14 protein-coding genes are annotated in these 19,407 nt (G+C 65.7%); 10 read left to right on the top strand and 4 right to left on the bottom strand.

The window, feature by feature from the left end:
- The first annotated feature begins 90 nt into the window (after positions 1 to 90).
- The 4 genes from ACTHNR_RS03975 to aroG all read left to right on the top strand — a co-directional run bounded on the left by ACTHNR_RS03975 (position 91) and on the right by aroG (position 8,177).
- Positions 91 to 4,407, top strand: coding sequence for a YhdP family phospholipid transporter (locus tag ACTHNR_RS03975; RefSeq protein WP_440546181.1), 4,317 nt, complete (start codon positions 91 to 93; stop codon positions 4,405 to 4,407).
- 42 nt (positions 4,408 to 4,449) lie between these two features.
- The gene (locus tag ACTHNR_RS03970) at positions 4,450 to 5,289 is read left to right on the top strand and encodes a carbon-nitrogen hydrolase family protein (protein WP_440546179.1); all 840 of its coding nucleotides are present in this window, start codon (positions 4,450 to 4,452) and stop codon (positions 5,287 to 5,289) included.
- A gap of 25 nt (positions 5,290 to 5,314) precedes the next feature.
- Complete coding sequence (gene tldD, locus ACTHNR_RS03965; RefSeq protein ID WP_440546178.1) at positions 5,315 to 6,775, top strand: metalloprotease TldD; 1,461 nt, start codon at positions 5,315 to 5,317, stop codon at positions 6,773 to 6,775.
- 328 nt (positions 6,776 to 7,103) lie between these two features.
- The gene (aroG, locus tag ACTHNR_RS03960) at positions 7,104 to 8,177 is read left to right on the top strand and encodes a 3-deoxy-7-phosphoheptulonate synthase AroG (protein WP_440546177.1); all 1,074 of its coding nucleotides are present in this window, start codon (positions 7,104 to 7,106) and stop codon (positions 8,175 to 8,177) included.
- Between the two features lie 66 nt (positions 8,178 to 8,243).
- Here aroG and hmpA read toward each other — a convergent pair whose 3' ends face one another.
- On the bottom strand, positions 8,244 to 9,452 hold the full coding sequence (hmpA, locus tag ACTHNR_RS03955; RefSeq protein ID WP_440546176.1) for an NO-inducible flavohemoprotein: 1,209 nt from the start codon (positions 9,450 to 9,452) through the stop codon (positions 8,244 to 8,246).
- A 150-nt stretch (positions 9,453 to 9,602) separates the two neighbouring features.
- Entirely contained in the window at positions 9,603 to 10,157 is a 555-nt protein-coding gene (locus tag ACTHNR_RS03950) for a cob(I)yrinic acid a,c-diamide adenosyltransferase (protein WP_440546175.1), read from the bottom strand.
- 305 nt (positions 10,158 to 10,462) lie between these two features.
- On the opposite strand from ACTHNR_RS03950, the gene ACTHNR_RS03945 reads away from it, so the two are divergent.
- The 6 genes from ACTHNR_RS03945 to proC all read left to right on the top strand — a co-directional run bounded on the left by ACTHNR_RS03945 (position 10,463) and on the right by proC (position 17,775).
- Positions 10,463 to 11,884 (top strand): FAD-binding oxidoreductase, encoded by a 1,422-nt coding sequence (locus ACTHNR_RS03945; RefSeq protein ID WP_440546174.1) that lies wholly within the window; start codon positions 10,463 to 10,465, stop codon positions 11,882 to 11,884.
- Positions 11,885 to 11,904: 20 nt separating this feature from the next.
- On the top strand, positions 11,905 to 13,398 hold the full coding sequence (locus tag ACTHNR_RS03940; RefSeq protein WP_440546173.1) for an FAD-linked oxidase C-terminal domain-containing protein: 1,494 nt from the start codon (positions 11,905 to 11,907) through the stop codon (positions 13,396 to 13,398).
- A gap of 193 nt (positions 13,399 to 13,591) precedes the next feature.
- Positions 13,592 to 14,680, top strand: a complete 1,089-nt coding sequence (gene glcE, locus ACTHNR_RS03935) for a glycolate oxidase subunit GlcE (protein WP_440546241.1) — start codon at positions 13,592 to 13,594, stop codon at positions 14,678 to 14,680.
- Positions 14,681 to 14,757: 77 nt separating this feature from the next.
- A complete protein-coding gene (glcF, locus tag ACTHNR_RS03930) occupies positions 14,758 to 16,053 on the top strand; it encodes a glycolate oxidase subunit GlcF (protein ID WP_440546172.1) in 1,296 nt (431 codons plus the stop codon).
- Between the two features lie 73 nt (positions 16,054 to 16,126).
- Positions 16,127 to 16,825, top strand: coding sequence for a YggS family pyridoxal phosphate-dependent enzyme (locus ACTHNR_RS03925; RefSeq protein ID WP_440546171.1), 699 nt, complete (start codon positions 16,127 to 16,129; stop codon positions 16,823 to 16,825).
- A 137-nt stretch (positions 16,826 to 16,962) separates the two neighbouring features.
- Complete coding sequence (proC, locus tag ACTHNR_RS03920; protein ID WP_440546169.1) at positions 16,963 to 17,775, top strand: pyrroline-5-carboxylate reductase; 813 nt, start codon at positions 16,963 to 16,965, stop codon at positions 17,773 to 17,775.
- A gap of 60 nt (positions 17,776 to 17,835) precedes the next feature.
- On the opposite strand, the gene ubiA is transcribed toward proC, so the two are convergent.
- Both ubiA and ACTHNR_RS03910 read right to left on the bottom strand, forming a co-directional pair.
- Positions 17,836 to 18,699, bottom strand: coding sequence for a 4-hydroxybenzoate octaprenyltransferase (gene ubiA, locus ACTHNR_RS03915; RefSeq protein WP_440546168.1), 864 nt, complete (start codon positions 18,697 to 18,699; stop codon positions 17,836 to 17,838).
- A 142-nt stretch (positions 18,700 to 18,841) separates the two neighbouring features.
- Entirely contained in the window at positions 18,842 to 19,330 is a 489-nt protein-coding gene (locus ACTHNR_RS03910; RefSeq protein ID WP_440546167.1) for a Dps family protein, read from the bottom strand.
- Positions 19,331 to 19,407: the final 77 nt, after the last annotated feature.

The following is a 19,407-nucleotide window of genomic DNA, read 5'->3' as shown; positions in this document are numbered from 1 at the left end:
GGCGTGTAAGCGCGCGCGGCGACGACTGGCCGCTGTGATACATTTCGTCGTCCGAGACGCCAAACTACCATATCCCCGATTCGCCGCAGTATGTCCGACAGCAAGGAATCCGCCGAAGCCGCCGTTGCCGGACACGCGCGTGAGGATCATCGGCGGCTGCGCCGCGTCCTGAACGTCGCGCTCGCCGCAGCCTTCTTCATCTACTTCGCCGCCGCGGCCCTGTTTATAGGGCTGCGCTACGTCGTGCTCCCGCGCATCGACGATTTTCGTCCTCGTATCGAAGCGCTCGTCTCGGAGCGGCTGCATGCGCAGGTGCGGATCGGCAAGCTCGCGCCTTACTGGGCGGGGCTCGAGCCCGGCGTCGACGTCACCAGCCTCGCCATCCTGGACCGGCACGGCAACCGCGCGCTGACCGTGCCGCATGCAACGGCCACGTTGTCATGGAGCTCGCTGCTGCGCATGCGGCCCGTGCTCGCCAGCCTCGTGATCGAGCGGCCCGACGTGCTGGCCGCGCGCGAGCCGGACGGTTCCTTGTGGGTAGCAGGCGTGCAAGTGCCGACTACGCACACGGGCAACGACACGTTTTCCACGTGGCTGCTCTCGCAGCAGGCCATTGTGTTGCGGGGCGGGACCGTGCGCTGGCGGGACGCCCAGCTCGGCGCCCCCGAACTGGCGTTGCACGACGTGCGTATCGCCATCCTCAACGGCGGCTTGTTCCACCGCGTGGCCCTGCAGGCGCCGGCGGAAGGCACGCTGCTGAAAGGGCCGCTCGATTTCCGAGCGCGCTTCCGTCATACCCCGCTCATGAGCGTCGGCAAACCGCAGAATTGGACGGGGCAGGCTTATTTGTCGACGGGCCCCGTCGAACTGCCGATGCTCGCCAGGTACGTGAAGCTGCCGGTTGCCGCCTATGCGGGGCGCGTCGACAACGCGATCTGGGCGGACTTCGGGGACGGCCATATCCGCTCGGCGCACGGCACGCTGCAGGGCTCCGACGTCGCGCTGCGAGTGCGTCCGACTCAGCCCAAGCTCGACATGCCGGTGGCCAATTTCGGCTGGGTGCTGCAAATCGATCCGCAACGCGACTATCGCCTGCAGCTCACCAACCTGCGCGCGGAACTCGGTCAGCCGCCGCTCGCCGACGGCACACCCGTTTCCCGCACGCTCTCCTTCTCGACGCTGACCGGCCGATATCGCGTACCGACCGTCGAGCACGGCCAATTGATGAGCGTGACAGGCGACCGCGTCGACCTGGGCATTCTGGCCGAATTCAGTCGCGCCTTGCCCGTGCCGCGCCGCTTTCTCGACGAACTCGTGCGGTTCGATCCGCACGGGATGGTCGCCAACTATGCGATCGAGGTCGAGCGCGCCCGCCCCGAAAACGCGCTCGCCGCGAGCGAGGAACGCGTAGCGGGCACGGCGCCGATCGTGCGTTACCGCTTCAAGGGCGATTTGCAGGGCATCAGTTTCGGCGCGCAAGAGCCCCCTCCGGGGCTTTCGCCGGCGGGACACCCGCGCGCCGGGCTGCCCGGCTTCGAGAACCTGTGGGGCAGCATCGACGCGGACGAACGGCACGGCACGCTTTCGGTCGACACGGTCAACGCCGCCGTCACGATTCCGGGCGAGTTCGACGACCCGCGACTCACGTTCGACCGGCTCCGCGCGCGCGGCAGCTGGACCGTGAGCGCGACGCGCGCGCCCGGAGACAAGCACAAAGCGTTCGCCGTGGACCTGCCGGAACTCAGCATCGAGAACGCCGACACGGCGGGACACCTTGCCGCCACCTATACGAACCCGGGGCATGGACGCGGCGCCCTCGACCTCAAAGCGACCATCACCCGCGCCAAGGTGCCCGCGATTCCGCGCTATTTGCCCACGAGCATCGGCGATCATCTGCGCCATTACCTCGGGCACGGCCTGCAAGACGGCATGGCTCGGGACGCGACGATCGAAGTACACGGCGGCCTCGATCAATTCCCTTACTCGCGCGAGCCAAGCGCGGGCGTCTTCCGTATCGTCGCGCCGTTCTCGGGCGGGAAGTTCGATCCATCCCCCTACCCGGCCAAAACGCTGAAGAACGGCACGCCCGATGTCTGGCCCGCCATCGACGGGATCGACGGCGTTTTCACGCTGAAAGAAAACCTGCTGCGCTTCGACATTGCTCGCGCACGCTACAAGAGCGTGGGAATCACACGGGTGACGGGACGCATCGACGATCTCGGCAATCAAGGCTCCGACCTCGTCATCGACGGCGATGCGCACGGCCCGCTCGCCGACATGCTGGACTATGTCAATCACAGCGCCCTGTCGGGCATGTCGGGCCACATCGGCGATAAGGTGCGCGCGAACGGCCCCGCCACGCTCGCGCTGAAGCTGACGGTGCCGCGCACGCGCGAGCCGCACGTCGGCGTCGAAGGCAGCGTCGGCTTGGAGGGCGACACATTGTCGATGCCGCAGTGGCCGCCTCTGGAAGCGCTTGGCGGGCGCGTGCGGTTCACGAAGCAGAGCTTCGCGTTGGAACGCGTCGCAGGCCGATGGCTCGGCGGCAACATCCGTGCGGACGGCGCGCTGCGGGAAAACGGCAGCTATGCGTTCGACGTCGCCGGACGCATCGCGGCGGACAGCGCACGCGATCTCGATGTCGATGGACCCGCCGCCAAGCTGCTCGGGCATGTATTCGGCGACGCGCCGTATGCGATCCGCGTGCACGGCGCCAAAGGTGAGCTGCCCACCGTGTTGGCCACCTCCGACCTGACCGGTCTCGCGCTGGACCTACCCGCGCCGCTCGGCAAACCGCTCGGTACGCCGATGCCGTTTTCGTTTTCCGTCACCCCGCTTTCGGCTGGATCGTCGAGCGTGGCGGCCTCCTCGGATGCATCGGACGTATCCGACGTATCCGACGTATCCGAGTACGGCCTCGACGCCGCAATGGCCGAAGGGGCTCGCGCGCGTGCCGAACTGCGCCTCGGTCCGGTCCAAGCCGCCTACGTCGTCGAGCGATCGCGCACCGCAGCCGGCGGCAAGCCCGGCCTCGCCGTCTTGCAGGGCGCAATCGGCTTGAACGAGCCGCCGCGGCTTCCGGAGCGCGGCGTCACGGCCGCACTGTCGAGCGATTCGCTCGACGCCGACGCGTGGCGCGCATTCACGACCGACCTGCGCTCCAAGGACACCTCCGCGAAGAGCGCCGCCACGGGAGAACAAGGACAACCTCGACCGGCCGCGCCGGCATCGGGCTCGAGCTCATCGCGTGCGCAGCAATTCCTGCCGAGCCGCATCGCGGCACGCTTCAAAACGCTGAAGCTGATGAATCGGCAATGGTCGAACGTGGCCGTCGACGCGACGCACGCGGGCGCGACCTGGCAAGCCGATCTGACATCGGATGAAGTGGCCGGCAATCTCGCCTGGGAACCGGGCGACACCGACGCACCCGGCGGCCGGTTGCGCGCGCGGCTATCGAAAGCGTCGATTCCGGTCGCCGTCGGCCACGATCTCCTCGGGCAGCTGACGCCGAGCGAGAACGCGCATATGCCCGCCATCGACCTCGTCATCGACGATCTGAAGGTGCGCGAGCACGACATCGGCCGCCTGGCCGTCAACGCGCGCAACTTCGACGAAAACGGCGTGCCCGTCTGGCAAGTCGACAAGCTCGACGTATCAAACCCGGCGGCGCACCTGGTGGCGACGGCCAATTGGCGGACCTCGCGCAGGCTAGGAAGCGACGTCGAGGCCGATACGCCGCGCCGCACGATCGTCGACTTCAAGCTCGACGTCGCCGACGCGGGGGCGCTGCTCGACCGCTTCGGCCTGCCCCGCACGGTGAAGGGCGGCGCCGGCTCGCTCGCGGGCAAGGTGATCTGGCGCGGCGGCCCGACGGCCATCGACTATCCGACCCTGAACGGCCGCTTCACAATGGATCTGCATCACGGGCAAATCCTGAAGGTCGATCCGGCCGTGGCCAAGCTGCTCGGCGTGCTTAGCCTGCAGAGTCTCACGCGCGTGCTGACGTTGAACTTCCGCGATGTGATCGGCGAAGGCTTGCCGTTCGAAAGCGTGAAGGGTACGGCGCTCGTCCAAAACGGCATCGCCCGCACCGACGATTTTCGCGTCGTAACCGCGCCGATGCGGGCCGATCTTTCCGGGCTCGTCGACCTCGCCCAGGAATCGCAGCAGTTGCGCGTCGTCGTCACGCCCACGCTGAATGCGGGCTCGGCCGTGATCGCGGCGACGGTCGTCAACCCGCTGCTGGGCCTCGGCGCGCTCGTCGCGAACGTCGCGCTTTCGCAATCGATCTCACACGCCTTCGCACACGATTATTCGGTAACGGGGTCATGGTCGCATCCGCTCGTCGAGCGGGTCGCGGCCGATCGGGGTAAGATGGCTGCTCCGGCCGGGGCGACGGGCCAGTAGCTTGCCCAGGGGTTCGCCCCCCATGCATCCGACACCGAATTCATGAGCGATCGACCAGTCCACACGACGCCGTTTCGCGTCGCCGCGCTGCAGATGGTCAGCACGCCCGAGCGCGAACGTAACCTTCAAGACGCGGAGCGCCTCATCGCGCAGGCCGCCGCCGAGGGCGCCCAACTCGTGCTGCTGCCCGAATATTTTTGCTTCATGGGCTACAAGGATTCGGACAAGCTCGCCGTACGCGAAGCCTACGGCGACGGCCCGATCCAACGCTTCCTGGCCGATAGCGCGCGCCGCCACGGCGTATGGGTGATCGGCGGCACGCTGCCGCTCGCTGTCACCGAACCCGAGCCGGACGCCACACGCGTGCTCAACACGACGCTTGTCTTCGACCCGAGCGGCGCGCAGCAGGCCCGCTACGACAAGATCCATCTATTCAATTTCGAGAAAGGCGCCGAGTCGTTCGACGAAGCGCGCACGATCCGGCCCGGCGGCGAAGTTCGCACGTTCGATGCCCCTTTCGGGCGCGTCGGGCTGTCGGTCTGCTACGATCTGCGCTTTCCGGAGCTGTACCGGCGCATGGGCGACTTGGCGCTCATCGTGGTGCCGTCGGCGTTTACGTACACCACCGGCCGCGCGCATTGGGAGATGCTGCTGCGTGCCCGCGCCGTCGAAAATCAGTGCTACGTGCTGGCCGCGGCACAAGGCGGCTCGCATGAAAACGGCCGCCGCACCTGGGGGCACAGCATGTTGATCGACCCGTGGGGCGAGATCGTGGCCGTGCTGGACGAAGGCCCCGGCGTCGTCGCCGGCGATATCGACCGCGCGCGCATCGACGAAGTGCGGCGCAGCCTGCCGGCGTGGCGCCACCGCGTGCTTGCTTAAAATTTCTTCGCATCGAACCGACCGCATGAACATCATCGAACCCGGCATTCGCAATCTCGCGACCGCGAAAGACATCCTGCTCACGCCCTACGGCCTCGACGAAGCGCGCCTCACGCGCACGCTCGCCGAGATCTTCACGCACCGTGTCGACTACGCCGACCTGTACTTCCAGGCCACGCGCAGCGAAGCGTGGAGCCTCGAGGAAGGCATCGTGAAGTCGGGCAGCTTCAGCATCGACAAGGGCGTCGGCGTACGCGCCGTCGCCGGCGACCGCACGGCGTTCGCCTATTCCGACGACCTCTCGATCGATGCGCTCGCGCAAGCCGCGCAAGCCACGCGCTCGATCGCCAAAGCAGGCGGCGGCAAGATCAAGGTGGCCAGCACGCTCAAGGGCGTCGCCGGACGCGACCTTTACCTTGCGGCCGACCCGCTCGCCTCGCTCGACGCCACCGAAAAGGTGAAGTTGCTCGAGCGCGTCGAGCAGATGGCGCGCAGCCGCGACACGCGGATCACCCAAGTGATGGCGGGGCTCGCGGGCGAATACGACGTCGTGCTCGTGGCCCGCAGCGACGGCGTGCTCGCGGCCGATATTCGGCCGCTGGTGCGCGTGTCCGTCACCGTCATCGCCGAACAGAACGGCCGGCGGGAGATCGGCAGCGGCGGCGGCGGCGGACGGTTCGACTACAGCTACTTCACCGACGACGTGCTCGCCCGCTATGTCGACGACGCGGTCAAGGCCGCGCTCGTGAATCTCGATGCGAGGCCGGCGCCCGCCGGCGCGATGACCGTCGTGCTCGGCCCGGGCTGGCCCGGCGTGCTGCTGCATGAAGCAATCGGCCACGGGCTCGAGGGCGATTTCAACCGAAAGGGTTCCTCGGCATTTGCCGGACGTATCGGCGAACGCGTGGCGGCCAAGGGCGTGACGGTCGTCGACGACGACACGCTGCCCAATCGCCGCGGTTCGCTGAACATCGACGACGAAGGCAACCCGACGCAATGCACGACGCTGATCGAAGACGGCGTGCTCAAGGGCTATATCCAAGACACGCTGAACGCTCGCCTCATGAAGATGCCGGTCACCGGCAACGCACGGCGCGAATCGTACGCGGCATTGCCGATGCCCCGCATGACGAATACCTACATGCTGGCCGGCGATAAAGCGCCGCAGGAGATCATCGAATCGGTCAAGCACGGTCTCTACGCCGTCAACTTCGGCGGCGGGCAAGTCGACATCACCAACGGCAAGTTCGTCTTCTCCGCGTCCGAGGCCTACATGATCGAGGACGGCAAGGTCACCTATCCCGTCAAAGGCGCCACGTTGATCGGCAGCGGCCCGGAATCGCTCAAGTACGTCAGCATGATCGGCAACGACATGTCGCTCGACACGGGTGTCGGCGTATGCGGCAAGGAAGGCCAAAGCGTGCCGGTGGGCGTCGGCCAACCGACGCTGCGAATCGATAATTTGACGGTCGGCGGGACGGTTTGATCGGCAAGGGTGACGCACGAAAACTGCGCCGCCCTTCCTTTCTACGCGGAATTCCCGCATTTTACGGCCCACCGGCTTGCAGGGCCCGCTTAACCGGCGTATAAAGTGGGACGAACTTTTTTTACGAGCCTCACCCCCGTCATGTCCACGAAGTTTTATTTTTACTTCTTTTGGCATCTCAGTCCGCTGGCGGATCGAGAGGGGTGTTAGCGCGTTAAGCAAACCCGAATTCCCGAAAAACCGCCAGCGAACCTGGCGGTTTTTTTTTCGCCTTCGAAAGGTCGATCGCCGGCGAAAACCGTAAAGAACCGATGAGGAGAACCGCAGCATGCCCCCGCACAATACCGATGACGTTCGCATCCGCGAGTTGAAGGAACTCACGCCGCCCGCGCATTTGATTCGCGAGTTTCCGTGCAGCGAACGCGTGTCCGATCTCATCTACGGCACGCGCCGCGCGTTGCATCGGATTTTGCATGGTATGGACGACCGCCTCATCGTCATCATCGGCCCGTGCTCGATCCACGATCCGAAGGCGGCGCTCGAATACGCGGGCCGGCTCTTGGAGCAACGCACGCGCTTCGCCGACGAGCTCGAAATCGTCATGCGCGTCTATTTCGAAAAGCCGCGCACGACGGTGGGCTGGAAGGGTCTCATCAACGACCCGTACCTCGACAACAGCTTCAAGATCAACGACGGGCTGCGCGCCGCGCGCGAGTTGCTCGTCGGTATCAACGAGCTCGGACTGCCGGCCGGCACCGAATACTTGGACATGATCAGCCCGCAGTACATTGCCGATCTCGTCTCGTGGGGCGCCATCGGCGCGCGGACGACCGAATCGCAGGTCCACCGCGAATTGGCATCGGGGCTGTCGTGCCCGGTCGGCTTCAAGAACGGCACCGACGGCAACGTGAAAATCGCCGTCGATGCGATCAAAGCGGCCTCGCAGCCGCACCACTTCCTGTCCGTCACGAAGGGCGGCCACTCGGCCATCGTCTCGACGGCCGGCAACGAGGACTGCCACGTCATCTTGCGCGGCGGCAAGACGCCGAACTACGATGCGGCCAGCGTCGACGCGGCTTGCACCGATATCGGCAAAGCCGGTCTCGCGGCCCGCCTCATGATCGACGCGAGCCACGCGAACAGTTCGAAGAAGCACGAGAATCAGATTCCCGTGTGCGCCGATATCGGCCGGCAGGTCGCGGCCGGCGACGAGCGCATCGTCGGCGTCATGGTCGAGTCGCATTTGGTGGCCGGACGCCAGGACCTCGAGCCGAACTGCACGCTGACCTACGGCCAAAGCGTGACCGACGCGTGTATCGGTTGGGACGAAAGCGTTGCCGTGCTCGAAGGACTGGCCGACAGCGTCAAACAGCGACGCATCTCGCGCGGCAGCGGCAACTGATCGAAACTGAACGATCGCGGAGTCGACGAGCCGCGCCAAGGCGGCCAGTCGATCGATCGATGCCGATCAGGCGAGCGCGCCCGTCCCGAACACTTCGCTGTGAATGCGCGCCGGCTCGACGCCGCGCGCAACGAGCGCGTCGCGCTGCGCTTGCATGAAGGCCATCGGCCCGCACAGGTAGTAATCGGCATAGGGCAAGATCGCTTGCTCGGCGATGCGGGAGAAGTCGATGCGGCCCTCGAAGTCATAGTCGACGCCCTGGCGGTCGGCCGGGCCCACTTCTTCGTAAAACACGGCGCGCGTCACGTTCGAATGCGTCGCCACGGTCTCGGCCAGCCATTCGTTGAATGCGTGAACCGCGCCGTGGCGGCACGCGTGCACGAATGCGACGCGGCGATCGCTGCCGTGCGCGACCAGCGTCGATAGCATCGACACCATCGGCGTGATGCCGACCCCGCCCGACACGAGCACCACGGGCGTCGACTTCGTGCGATCGAGGCGGAAGTCTCCCATCGGCGCCGTCACTTCCACCACCGCGCCTTCCTCGACACCGTCATGCAGAAGGGTCGACAGACGGCCCGCCGGCACGGCTTCGCTGCCCCCTTCGCGCTTGACCGAAATGCGCAGCCACTTGCCGTGCGGCGCGTCCGAGAGGCTGTATTGACGCGGCTGGTCGACGCCGAGTTCGCCGACGTAGCGCTTCACCGTGACGAATTGGCCCGGCTCGAAGCCCGCGGCCGGCGCGCCGTCGGCGGGCGTCAGGTAGAACGACGTGATCTCGTCGCTTTCCACGACCTTGCGCGACACGATGAACGGACGGTAGCCGCTCCACGCCGCGCCTTCGTACAGCTTGGCCTCGGCGCCAATCATGATATTCGCGAGTTGCGCGTAGGCCGCGCGCCAAGCATCGAGCGTTGCTTCGTCGACGGCGTCGCCGAGCACCTCGACCACCGATGCGAGCAGGTTTTCACCGACGATGGGGTAATGCTCCGGCCGAATATTCAAGCTCGCGTGCTTATGCGAGATGCGGCCCACTGCGGCGCCCAGCGCGCCGAGATTGTCGATGTTCGCCGCATAGGCGTACACGGCATGCGCGAGCACGTCGGCTTGGCTGCCGCTCGTTTGGTGCGTTTGGTTGAAGAGATTTCGCAGTTCCGGACGATTCGCGAACATGCGACGGTAGAAGTGCTTCGTGATCGTGGCGCCGTGCTGTGCGAAAACCGGGGCCGTGGCTTTGACGCGGGAGATTTGATCGGGGGTGAGAGCAGAGGTCATCGATTCGCGTTCCTCGTTAAGATGTATCAAGAATACATTTTAACGGAGGCCGACAACCATACGACAGTTTGTCGCACGGCAGCATGCCGCGCGGGCCGCCGCCTGCCTAGTTCGCCGAACCGCAGGCCTTCTACCGCTGTTGCGGCCGCGCTACTCCACGCGACGCTCCGGCTGCCACAGCACGTCGCTGCCGCCACCGGCGCGATTGAGCACGCGCGCGAGCACGAACAGCAGATCGGACAGACGATTGACGTAGCGGCGCGGCGCATCGGCAAGGGTTTGATCCGCGCCGAGCGTGACGATCATGCGCTCGGCGCGCCGGCAAATCGTGCGGCACACGTGGGCCAGCGCCGCGGCGCGCGTGCCGCCGGGCAAGATGAATTCCTTCAAGGGCGGCAGATCGGCGTTGTAGTGCGCAAGCCAGCCATCGAGCCGCGAGAGGTGCGCATCGCCGATGACCGTATGGCCCGGAATGCAAATCTCGCCGCCCAGATCGAACAGATCGTGCTGAATGGCCGTCAGCGCATCGTGGACGTCGGCCGGCAAGGGCTCTGTCAGCAACACGCCGATTTGCGAATTCAGTTCGTCGACGTCCCCCATCGCGGCGATGCGCGCGTCGTCCTTGCGCACGCGGCTGCCGTCGCCCAGGCCCGTCGTGCCGTCGTCGCCCGTGCGCGTCGCGATCTTGCTCAAGCGGTGGCCCATCGTCGTTGCTCCTATCGTTCGTCCATGTCCTCTTCGGCGGGTACCGCTCCGTCTGCCTCGTTGCCGAGCCGAGCGAGGCGCCGCGAAGCGCAAAGCGAATCATTATAGGCGCGCCGAGAGGGCCCTAGAACGGCCTGCGGCCTAGCCGTTCGGCCGATTCTGGCGGCCCCGCGATCGGCGTAGAATGAACCGACTTTGAACTGACCGTTGGCCGCAACGCCCGCTGCTCATGCCGAGCGCGCTTAGCGCCGCCACGAAATACTCGTGCGGCGTATTGTTGCGAGCCCCACGAGGAGACGCCATCCGTGAATCATCCCGTGCCCCCGGCCGCCCTGCGCCCGCGCCGCCCCTTCCCCGCCGAATTGCTCGCCGCGCTGCAAGCCGCGTTCGGCGAACGCGTGTCGATCTCGGAAGCCGTGCGTGCGCATCATGGCCGCGACGAGTCGCCGTTCGACCCGCAGTTGCCCGACGCCGTCGTCTTCGCCTCGAGCACGGAGGACGTGCGCACCGCCGTCGAGTTGTGCGCGCGTCATGACGTGCCGATCATTCCGTACGGCAACGGCTCGTCGCTCGAAGGGCAATTGCTCGCCGTCGAAGGCGGCGTGAGCATCGACCTATCGGGCATGAATCAAGTGCTGTCGGTCGCCGCGGAAGATATGACGGCCACCGTCCAAGCCGGCGTTTCGCGCAAGGCGCTGAACGAGGCATTGCGCGATACGGGCCTGTTCTTCCCGATCGATCCGGGCGCCGACGCCAGCCTAGGCGGCATGTCGGCCACCCGTGCATCGGGCACGAACGCCGTGCGCTACGGCACGATGCGCGAGAACGTCCTCGGCCTCACCGTCGTGCTGGCCGACGGGCGCATCATCAAAACCGGCACGCGCGCACGCAAGTCTTCGGCCGGATACGACTTGACGCGCTTGTTCGTCGGCTCCGAGGGCACGCTCGGCGTCATCACCGAGGTCACCGTGCGGCTCTATCCGCAGCCCGAAGCGGTCTCGGCGGCCGTCTGCGCGTTCCCGTCGATGGGCGAAGCCGTGCGCACCGTCATCGAAACGATCCAGCTCGGCGTGCCCATCGCGCGCGTCGAGTTCGTCGATGCCCTCGCCATTCGCGCCATCAATCGACATTCGAATTTGACGTTGACCGAATCGCACACACTGTTTTTCGAGTTCCACGGCACCGAGGCGAGCGTCAGGGAACAGGCCGAGCGCGTCGAAAGCATCGCCCACGAGCACGGCGGCAGCGGCTTCGCCTGGGCCACGCGGCCGGAAGAACGAAGCCGCTTGTGGAACGCGCGGCACAGCGCCTACTTCGCCATGCTGCAGTTGAAGCCCGGCTGCCGCGCGGTTACCACGGACGTCTGCGTGCCCATCTCGCGGCTCGCCGATTGCGTCGTGCAGACCGAACAGGACCTGCTCGGCTCGCCGCTGCCCTGCCCGATCGTCGGCCACGTGGGCGACGGCAACTTCCACGTCGCGATGCTGATCGATCCGTCCAAACCGGAGGAGCTGGCCGAGGCCGAACGGCTGAACCGGCGCGTGGTGGAACGCGCCCTCTCGATGGGGGGAACCTGCACGGGCGAGCACGGCATCGGGCTGCACAAGATGGACTTCCTGCTAGAGGAACACGGCCTTGCGGCCGTCGACGCCATGCGCGCCGTCAAGCATGCGTTCGATCCGCGCAATCTCATGAATCCGGGCAAGATTTTTTCGTACACGGCCTGAAGCGGCCGACTGGGGAGCCTATGGAAGCCGTTGCCCTGCAGCCGGCCGATATCCGCGCGGAGCGTCAACGCGAGGTCGTGCAAGCGCTGATGGCCACCTTGCCGGCGCACTGCCTGCTTTATCGCGACGAAGACACCGCGCCCTACGAGTGCGACGGCATGAGCGTCTATCGCCAATTGCCGCTGGCAGTGGCGCTGCCCGAGACCGAAGCGCAGGTGCAGCGAGTCTTGCAGATCTGCCGGCGGCTCGGCGTGCCGGTGGTGCCGCGCGGCGCCGGCACAGGCCTGTCCGGCGGCGCGACGCCGATCGGGCATGGCGTCGTGCTCTCGCTCTCGCGCTTTACGAAGATCGTCGAAGTCGACCCCTACGCGCGCACGGCTACCGTGCAGCCCGGCGTGCGCAATCTAGCCGTGTCCGAGGCGGCCGCGCCGTACGGCCTTTACTACGCCCCCGATCCTTCATCGCAGATCGCCTGCACGATCGGCGGCAACGTGTCGGAAAACTCCGGCGGCGTGCACTGCCTGAAATACGGGCTAACCGTCCACAACGTGCTGCGCGTGCGCGCCGTGACGATGGACGGCGAAATCGTCGAATTCGGCTCGCTTGCCCCCGATGCGCCGGGGCTCGATCTGCTGGCCGTCATGATCGGCAGCGAAGGCATGTTCGCCGTCGTCACGGAAGTCACCGTCAAGCTGATCCCCAAGCCGCAGCTCGCGCAAGTCGTCATGGCCAGTTTCGACGACGTGGTCAAGGGCGGCGAGGCCGTCGCGGCCATCATCGCCGCCGGCATCATTCCGGCTGGCCTCGAAATGATGGACAAACCGGCCACGCGCGCGGTGGAGTCGTTCGTGGGCGCCGGCTACGACCTCGATGCGGCGGCGATCTTGCTCTGCGAATCGGATGGCACGCCCGAGGAAGTCGCCGATGAAATCGTGCGCATGACGGCCGTGCTGCGCGAGCATGGCGCGACGCGCCTACAGATCTCCCGCACGGAAGCCGAGCGGCTGCGCTTCTGGTCAGGACGCAAGAACGCGTTCCCGGCGGCGGGCCGTATCTCCCCCGATTACTACTGCATGGACGGAACAGTCCCGCGCCGCAGCATCGGCCCGTTGCTGGCCCGCATCGAGACGATGGAAGAGAAGTATGGCCTGCGCTGCATCAACGTCTTCCATGCGGGCGACGGCAATATGCATCCGCTCATCTTGTTCAACGGAAACGACCCGGACGAGTTGCGGCGCGCCGAGGAATTCGGCGCCGAGATCCTCGAGACGTGCGTCGAATTCGGCGGCACGGTGACGGGCGAGCACGGCGTCGGCATCGAGAAGATCAACTCGATGTGCGTGCAATTCTCGCAGGCGGAGCGCGATGCGTTTTTCGCGGTCAAGCGCGCGTTCGATCCGGCGGAGCTGCTCAACCCGACGAAGGGCATCCCCACGCGGGCGCGCTGCGCCGAGTACGGAAAGATGCACGTGCGCGGCGGCCTTCTGCCGCATCCCGAGTTGCCGCGCTTCTAGTCGGCTGGGCCGCGGCTCGCTCGCATCGGCCGCCGCTGGAGCGCCTCGCTCGCCTTCGTGGAGACACGTGATTACCCCTAGGCAGGCCCGCCGCGGCTTGTCTCGGCGCGCTCGGTCGGTACAATCTGACCATCACGGCATGACTTGCGAAAAGCCGGCGCACCGGATGAACGACACGACGAAGCGGGAAGCCATGCAAGAAGAGGACATCGTGGCCTACTGGTCCGAACGGATCCGGACGGCCACGGCCGAGGCGCGCCCACTGCGTTTGCGCGGCGCCGGCACCAAGGACTGGTACGGCCAGCAGTTGCAGGGCGAGATACTCGATACGCGTGCGTATCGGGGGATCATCGCATACGACCCGGCGGAGCTCGTCATCACGGCGCGTTGCGGCACGCCGCTGGCCGAGATCGAAGCGGCGCTCGCGGAACACGATCAAATGCTGGCGTTCGAGCCGCCGCACTTCGGCCGCGCATCGACGCTAGGCGGCTGCATCGCGGCCGGGATCTCGGGGCCGCGCCGGGCACAAGCCGGCGCCGCCCGCGACTTCGTGCTCGGGGCCAAGATCATGAACGGCGCGGGCGAGCTCCTGAGCTTCGGCGGTCAGGTCGTCAAGAACGTCGCGGGCTACGACGTGGCTCGGCTCATGGCCGGCTCGCTCGGCACGCTGGGGCTCATTCTCGATCTATCGATCAAGGTGATGCCGCGCCCCGCCGTGGAAGCCACGCTCAAATTCGACACCAACGGCACCGACGCAGTACGCAAGCTCAACGAATGGGGCGGCCGCCCGCTGCCCATCACGGCCAGCGCATGGCGCAACGGCACGCTCGCGGTGCGCTTGTCCGGCGCCGAGAGCGGCGTCAAGGCGGCCCGCAATATGATCGGCGGCGAAGTGGTCGACGCCGTCGAAGCGGAGCGCTTCTGGGAAGGCTTGCGCGAGCAGACCGATCCCTTTTTCGCCTCGATTCCGCCGAACGCGGCGCTCTGGCGCCTCGCCTTGCCTTCGATTACCGAACCGTTGCAGCTGCCCGGCGCGCAATTGATGGAATGGGGCGGCGCGCAGCGGTGGTGGATCACCGATACCGATGCGCAAACGGTGCGCATCAGCGCCAAGCAGGCGGGCGGACACGCGACGATTTTTAGGGCGGGCCGAACCTTCGATCGCAGCGTGGGCGTCTTCACGCCGCTGCCGACGCCGCTCATGAAGATCCATCGCGGGTTGAAGGCCGCGTTCGACCCGGCGCGCGTGTTCAATCGCGCCCGCATGTATCCCGACTTCTGACGCCGGCTTTTTCGTTTCGAAGGAGCGAAGTGCACCACTCACGAACCACGCGATCGAGCAAGGAATAGAGCGAAGCGATGCAAACCCGACTTGCAGACTTCATCCGCGATACGGCTGACGGCGAGGAAGCCGATGCGATCTTGCGCAAGTGCGTGCACTGTGGCTTTTGCACGGCTACGTGTCCGACCTATCAGTTGCTGGGCGATGAACTCGACGGCCCCCGTGGGCGCATCTACCTCATCAAGCAGATGGTGGAAGGCGCGAGCGTCACGCGTAGCACGCAATTGCATCTCGATCGATGTCTGACCTGCCGAAGCTGCGAAACGACGTGCCCTTCCGGCGTGCAATATGGGCGGCTCGTCGAGATCGGACGACAGCACGTGGAAGCGAACGTGCCGCGGCCGTTCGGCCAGCAACTGCTGCGGCGAGTACTCGCGAGCGTGCTTCCCAACAGCGCCGTATTCGCGCCCGCCATGAGGCTCGGGCAACTCGTGCGCCCGTTCCTGCCGCGGCGGCTGCGGGACAAGATTCCATCGCGCCAACGCCTGCTCGAGTGGCCGACCAAAGACACCGCGCCGGCCATTCACGCCAAGTCGAACGCCGCGGCCGATGCCGGCGTCGATGCAACCCATCCGGCCGCCGCGCGTCGCATGTTGATGCTGGCCGGTTGCGTGCAGCCGGCCATGCTGCCGAACATCAATATCGCGACGGCGCGCGTCCTGCACGCGCTCGGCATCGAAACGGTAATCGAGGCCGAGGCCGGATGTTGCGGCGCCATTCGATTGCATCTCGGCTACCGGGACGAAGCGCTCGACGATGTACGGCGCAACATCGACGCTTGGTGGCCGCACGTCGAAGCCGGCATCGAGGCGATCGTGATCAACGCGTCGGGTTGCGGCGCGACGGTCAAGGAATACGGTCACTTGCTGCGCAACGATCCGGCCTATGCCGAGAAGGCGCGCCGCATCACGGAACTCTCTCGCGATATCGCCGAAGTGTTGGCGGGTTTCGAGGGTGAGCTCGCGGTGCTCGCGCGTCGACGCGGCGTGCATACCGTGGCGTTTCATCCGCCCTGCACGCTGCAGCACGGGCAGCAGATCCGAGGAACGGTGGAGCACTTGCTAGGATCGCTCGGCGTCGATACGCGCCTGCCGGTGGACAGCCATCTGTGTTGCGGCTCCGCAGGTACGTATTCGGTCACGCAGCCGGCGCTGTCTTATACGCTGCGCGATAAGAAGCTGCGAAATTTGGAAGCGCTCGAGCCGCAGATGATCGTCTCGGCGAACGTCGGGTGTATCGCTCATTTGCAAAGCGGGACGTCGATGCCTGTCGCCCATTGGATCGAGTTGGTCGAGCATTTGATTTATGGGTGAGGGGTGGGCGCAGCAGCGTACGTGGAGCCGTATAATTTGCGACTGACTCCGAGCCCACGCTCACGCCGAACTCATGTCCCATATCGCCGATCACCTATTGGACGTTCACCGTCGCATCGCCGATGCCGCGCATGCAGCCAACCGCTCGCCCGACGCAGTCCGCCTGCTGGCCGTCTCGAAAACATTCCCCGCTGAAGACGTCCGAGCCGCATTCGAAGCGGGCCAACGCGCCTTCGGCGAAAACTACGTTCAAGAATCCATCGCGAAGATCGAAGCGCTCGCCGATTTGCGCGCGAAGCTCGAATGGCATTTCATCGGTCCGCTGCAATCGAACAAGACACGCCCCGTCGCCGAGCATTTCGACTGGGTCCACTCCGTCGATCGCCTCAAGATCGCGCAACGCTTATCCGAGCAACGGCCCGATACCCTACCGCCGCTGAACGTCTGCCTGCAGGTGAACGTGAGCGGCGAGGCCTCGAAAAGCGGTGTTTCACTCGAAGACGCGCCCGCGCTCGCTAGCGAGATCGCCGCGTTGCCGAAGCTGCGTCTGCGCGGTCTGATGTCGATTCCCGAGCCGGTCGAAGGCTTGGAGGCGCAACGCACGCCGCATCGCACGCTGCGGCAACTCTATGAGGCACTGAGCGCGCAAGGGCTCTCGCTCGATACGTTGTCGATGGGTATGTCGGCAGACCTCGAAGCGGCCGTGCTCGAAGGCGCGACGATCGTCCGCATCGGCACCGCCATCTTCGGTAAGCGCGACTATTCGCACTAGGCAGTCATTCAGCATCACTCGGCACTCAGCGTCCACTACGCGCTAGGTTGCACCCCTTCGGGTTGCACCTGACTGAACGGCCCGGGGCGGCGGTCTATAATCGGCCGCTGCCCCCTCCTTCCCACGTTTCCAACATCATGAAGATCGCATTCATCGGCGGCGGCAATATGGCCGCGGCACTGATCGGCGGCTTGATCAAGCGCGGCGTCGCCCCCGCGGACCTCTACGCCATCGACGTCAACGAAGACGCCCGCACCCGCACTCGAGCACAGTTCGGCATTGCAACCGGCGAGCAAGCCGATGAGACGCTGCGCGGCTTCGATGCCATCGTGCTCGCGGTCAAGCCGCAGGTGCTCAAGACGGTGGCGTCCGCGCTCGCACCGCATCTGTCGACGCAACTCGTCGTCAGCATCGCTGCCGGCATTCGGGGCGCCGACCTGTCGCGTTGGCTTGGCAACTACACGCGCGTCGTGCGTGCGATGCCGAACACCCCGGCATTGATCGGACAAGGCGTCACGGGTCTCGTCGCATTGGAAGGCGTCGACGAAGCAGGCCGCAGTCTGGTGTCCGATGTCCTCGGCGCGGTCGGCACAACGGTGTGGTTCGACAACGAAGCGAAGATCGACGCGGTCACGGCGATCTCGGGCAGCGGCCCGGCGTATGTGTTTTATTTCATCGAAGCGATGCAGGAAGCGGCACGCAGCCTCGGTCTGAGCGAAGCGGAAGGCCGCGCGCTCGCGCTCGGCACGTTCGCCGGCGCGGCGCAGCTGGCCGTGCAATCGGATGAAAGCGCCGCTGTCTTGCGCGAGCGCGTGACTTCCAAGGGCGGCACGACGGCCGCCGCGCTCGCCGCCTTCGACGCCCAAGGCATCAAGGGGGCGATCGTGAAAGGTGTGCTCGCCGCGGACGCACGCGCCAAGGAAATGGGCGACGAGCTGGGTCGTCAATAGCCGACTCGCGCAAAGTCGAACCGGTCAGCGCCGGTTCGACCGGCGTCTTCGCGCCGCCAATCAGAATCCCGACACCGCGTAATGCGCGGCGATGCCGGCAAACAGCACGCCGCCGAGCCAATTGTTGTGCAGAAACGCCTTGAAGCACGGCATCCGCTCACGCGCGCGAATCAGCGTGTAGTGATAGAGCGCGCATCCGAGTGCAGCCGCCCAGCAGGCCCAATACACCCAGCCGAAATGCAACGCCGCGCCGATCGCCGCATAGATCCCGAGCGTGGCCGCATAGCAGAGCATGACGGCTGCCACGTCGAAGCGGCCGAACGTCAGCGCCGACGTGCGAATGCCGATCTTGATGTCGTCGTCGCGATCGACCATTGCATACTCGGTGTCATACGCCACCGACCAGAACACATTCGCCGCGAGCATGATCCACGCGAGCATCGGCACATGGTTTTGCACGGCAGCGAACGCCATCGGGATGCCGAAGCCGAACGCGATGCCCAGATACGCCTGAGGAATCGCGAAGAAACGCTTCGTGAACGGATAGCTGCCGGCCACGAACAACGCCGCCACCGATAATTCCTTCGTCAATCCGTTGAGCGGCAAGATCAGCAGGAACGAGACGATCGACAAGCCGACCGCGATCGCCACCGCTTCCCATGCGTGAATCTTGCCGGATGTCAACGGTCGAGCTTCGGTGCGTTTGACGTGGCGGTCGAAGTCGCGATCGGCGTAGTCGTTGATCGCGCAGCCGGCGGAACGCATGAGCACGGTGCCGACGACGAAGATGAGAAGCAACACCGGCGAGGGCCGACCGTTCGAGGCGATCCACAGCGCATTGAGCGTGGGCCAGAGCAGCAGCAGGCTGCCAATCGGCTTGTCCATGCGGATCAAGCGCAAATACAGCGGGAGACGGTCGAGCAAGGGCGCGTACATGAGCGAAATGAGCGAGACGGCGAAGGCTGGGAACGATCGCCGTATTGTAGTGCCTCGCGCTCAAAAGCCGAGGGCCTCCCCTATGGGAGGCCCTCGGTCATGAAAAACATGCGCGGCTAAGTCAGCCGTGTTACGCGAGCATCGAGCGCAACATCCACGCGGTTTTCTCGTGCGTCTGCAGGCGCTGCGTCAGCAGATCGGCCGTGGGCTGATCGTTGGCGGCGTCGGCAGCCGTGAACACTTCGCGCGCGGTGCGCGCCACGGCCTCTTGGCCTTGCACGAGCTGGCGAATCATCTCTTCCGCAGCCGGCACACCGTCGGCCTCAGGGATCGACGACAGCTTCGCGAAATCCTTGTAGCTGCCCGGGGCGTGCACGCCCAGCGCGCGAATGCGCTCCGCAATCGCGTCGACAGCCAGCGCAAGCTCGTTGTATTGGCCTTCGAACATCAGGTGCAGCGTGTTGAACATCGGGCCCGTGACATTCCAATGAAAGTTATGGGTCTTCAGGTAAAGCGTATAGGTATCGGCAAGCAGGCGCGACAAACCATCCGCGATCTTCTTGCGGTCCTTGTCGCTGATGCCGATGTCGATTTGCACTGCGGTGTTTTTCTTTGCCATGGCGATTCCTTCCAAGGATCAAGCGAAACGGAGAGACGGAGAAACGGGAACACTGAGAACCGAACCCGCCGGCTGCG

This window comes from Trinickia sp. (assembly GCF_051954495.1).
Classification (GTDB): domain Bacteria; phylum Pseudomonadota; class Gammaproteobacteria; order Burkholderiales; family Burkholderiaceae; genus Trinickia.
This window is presented reverse-complemented; position numbering and strand designations above follow the sequence as displayed.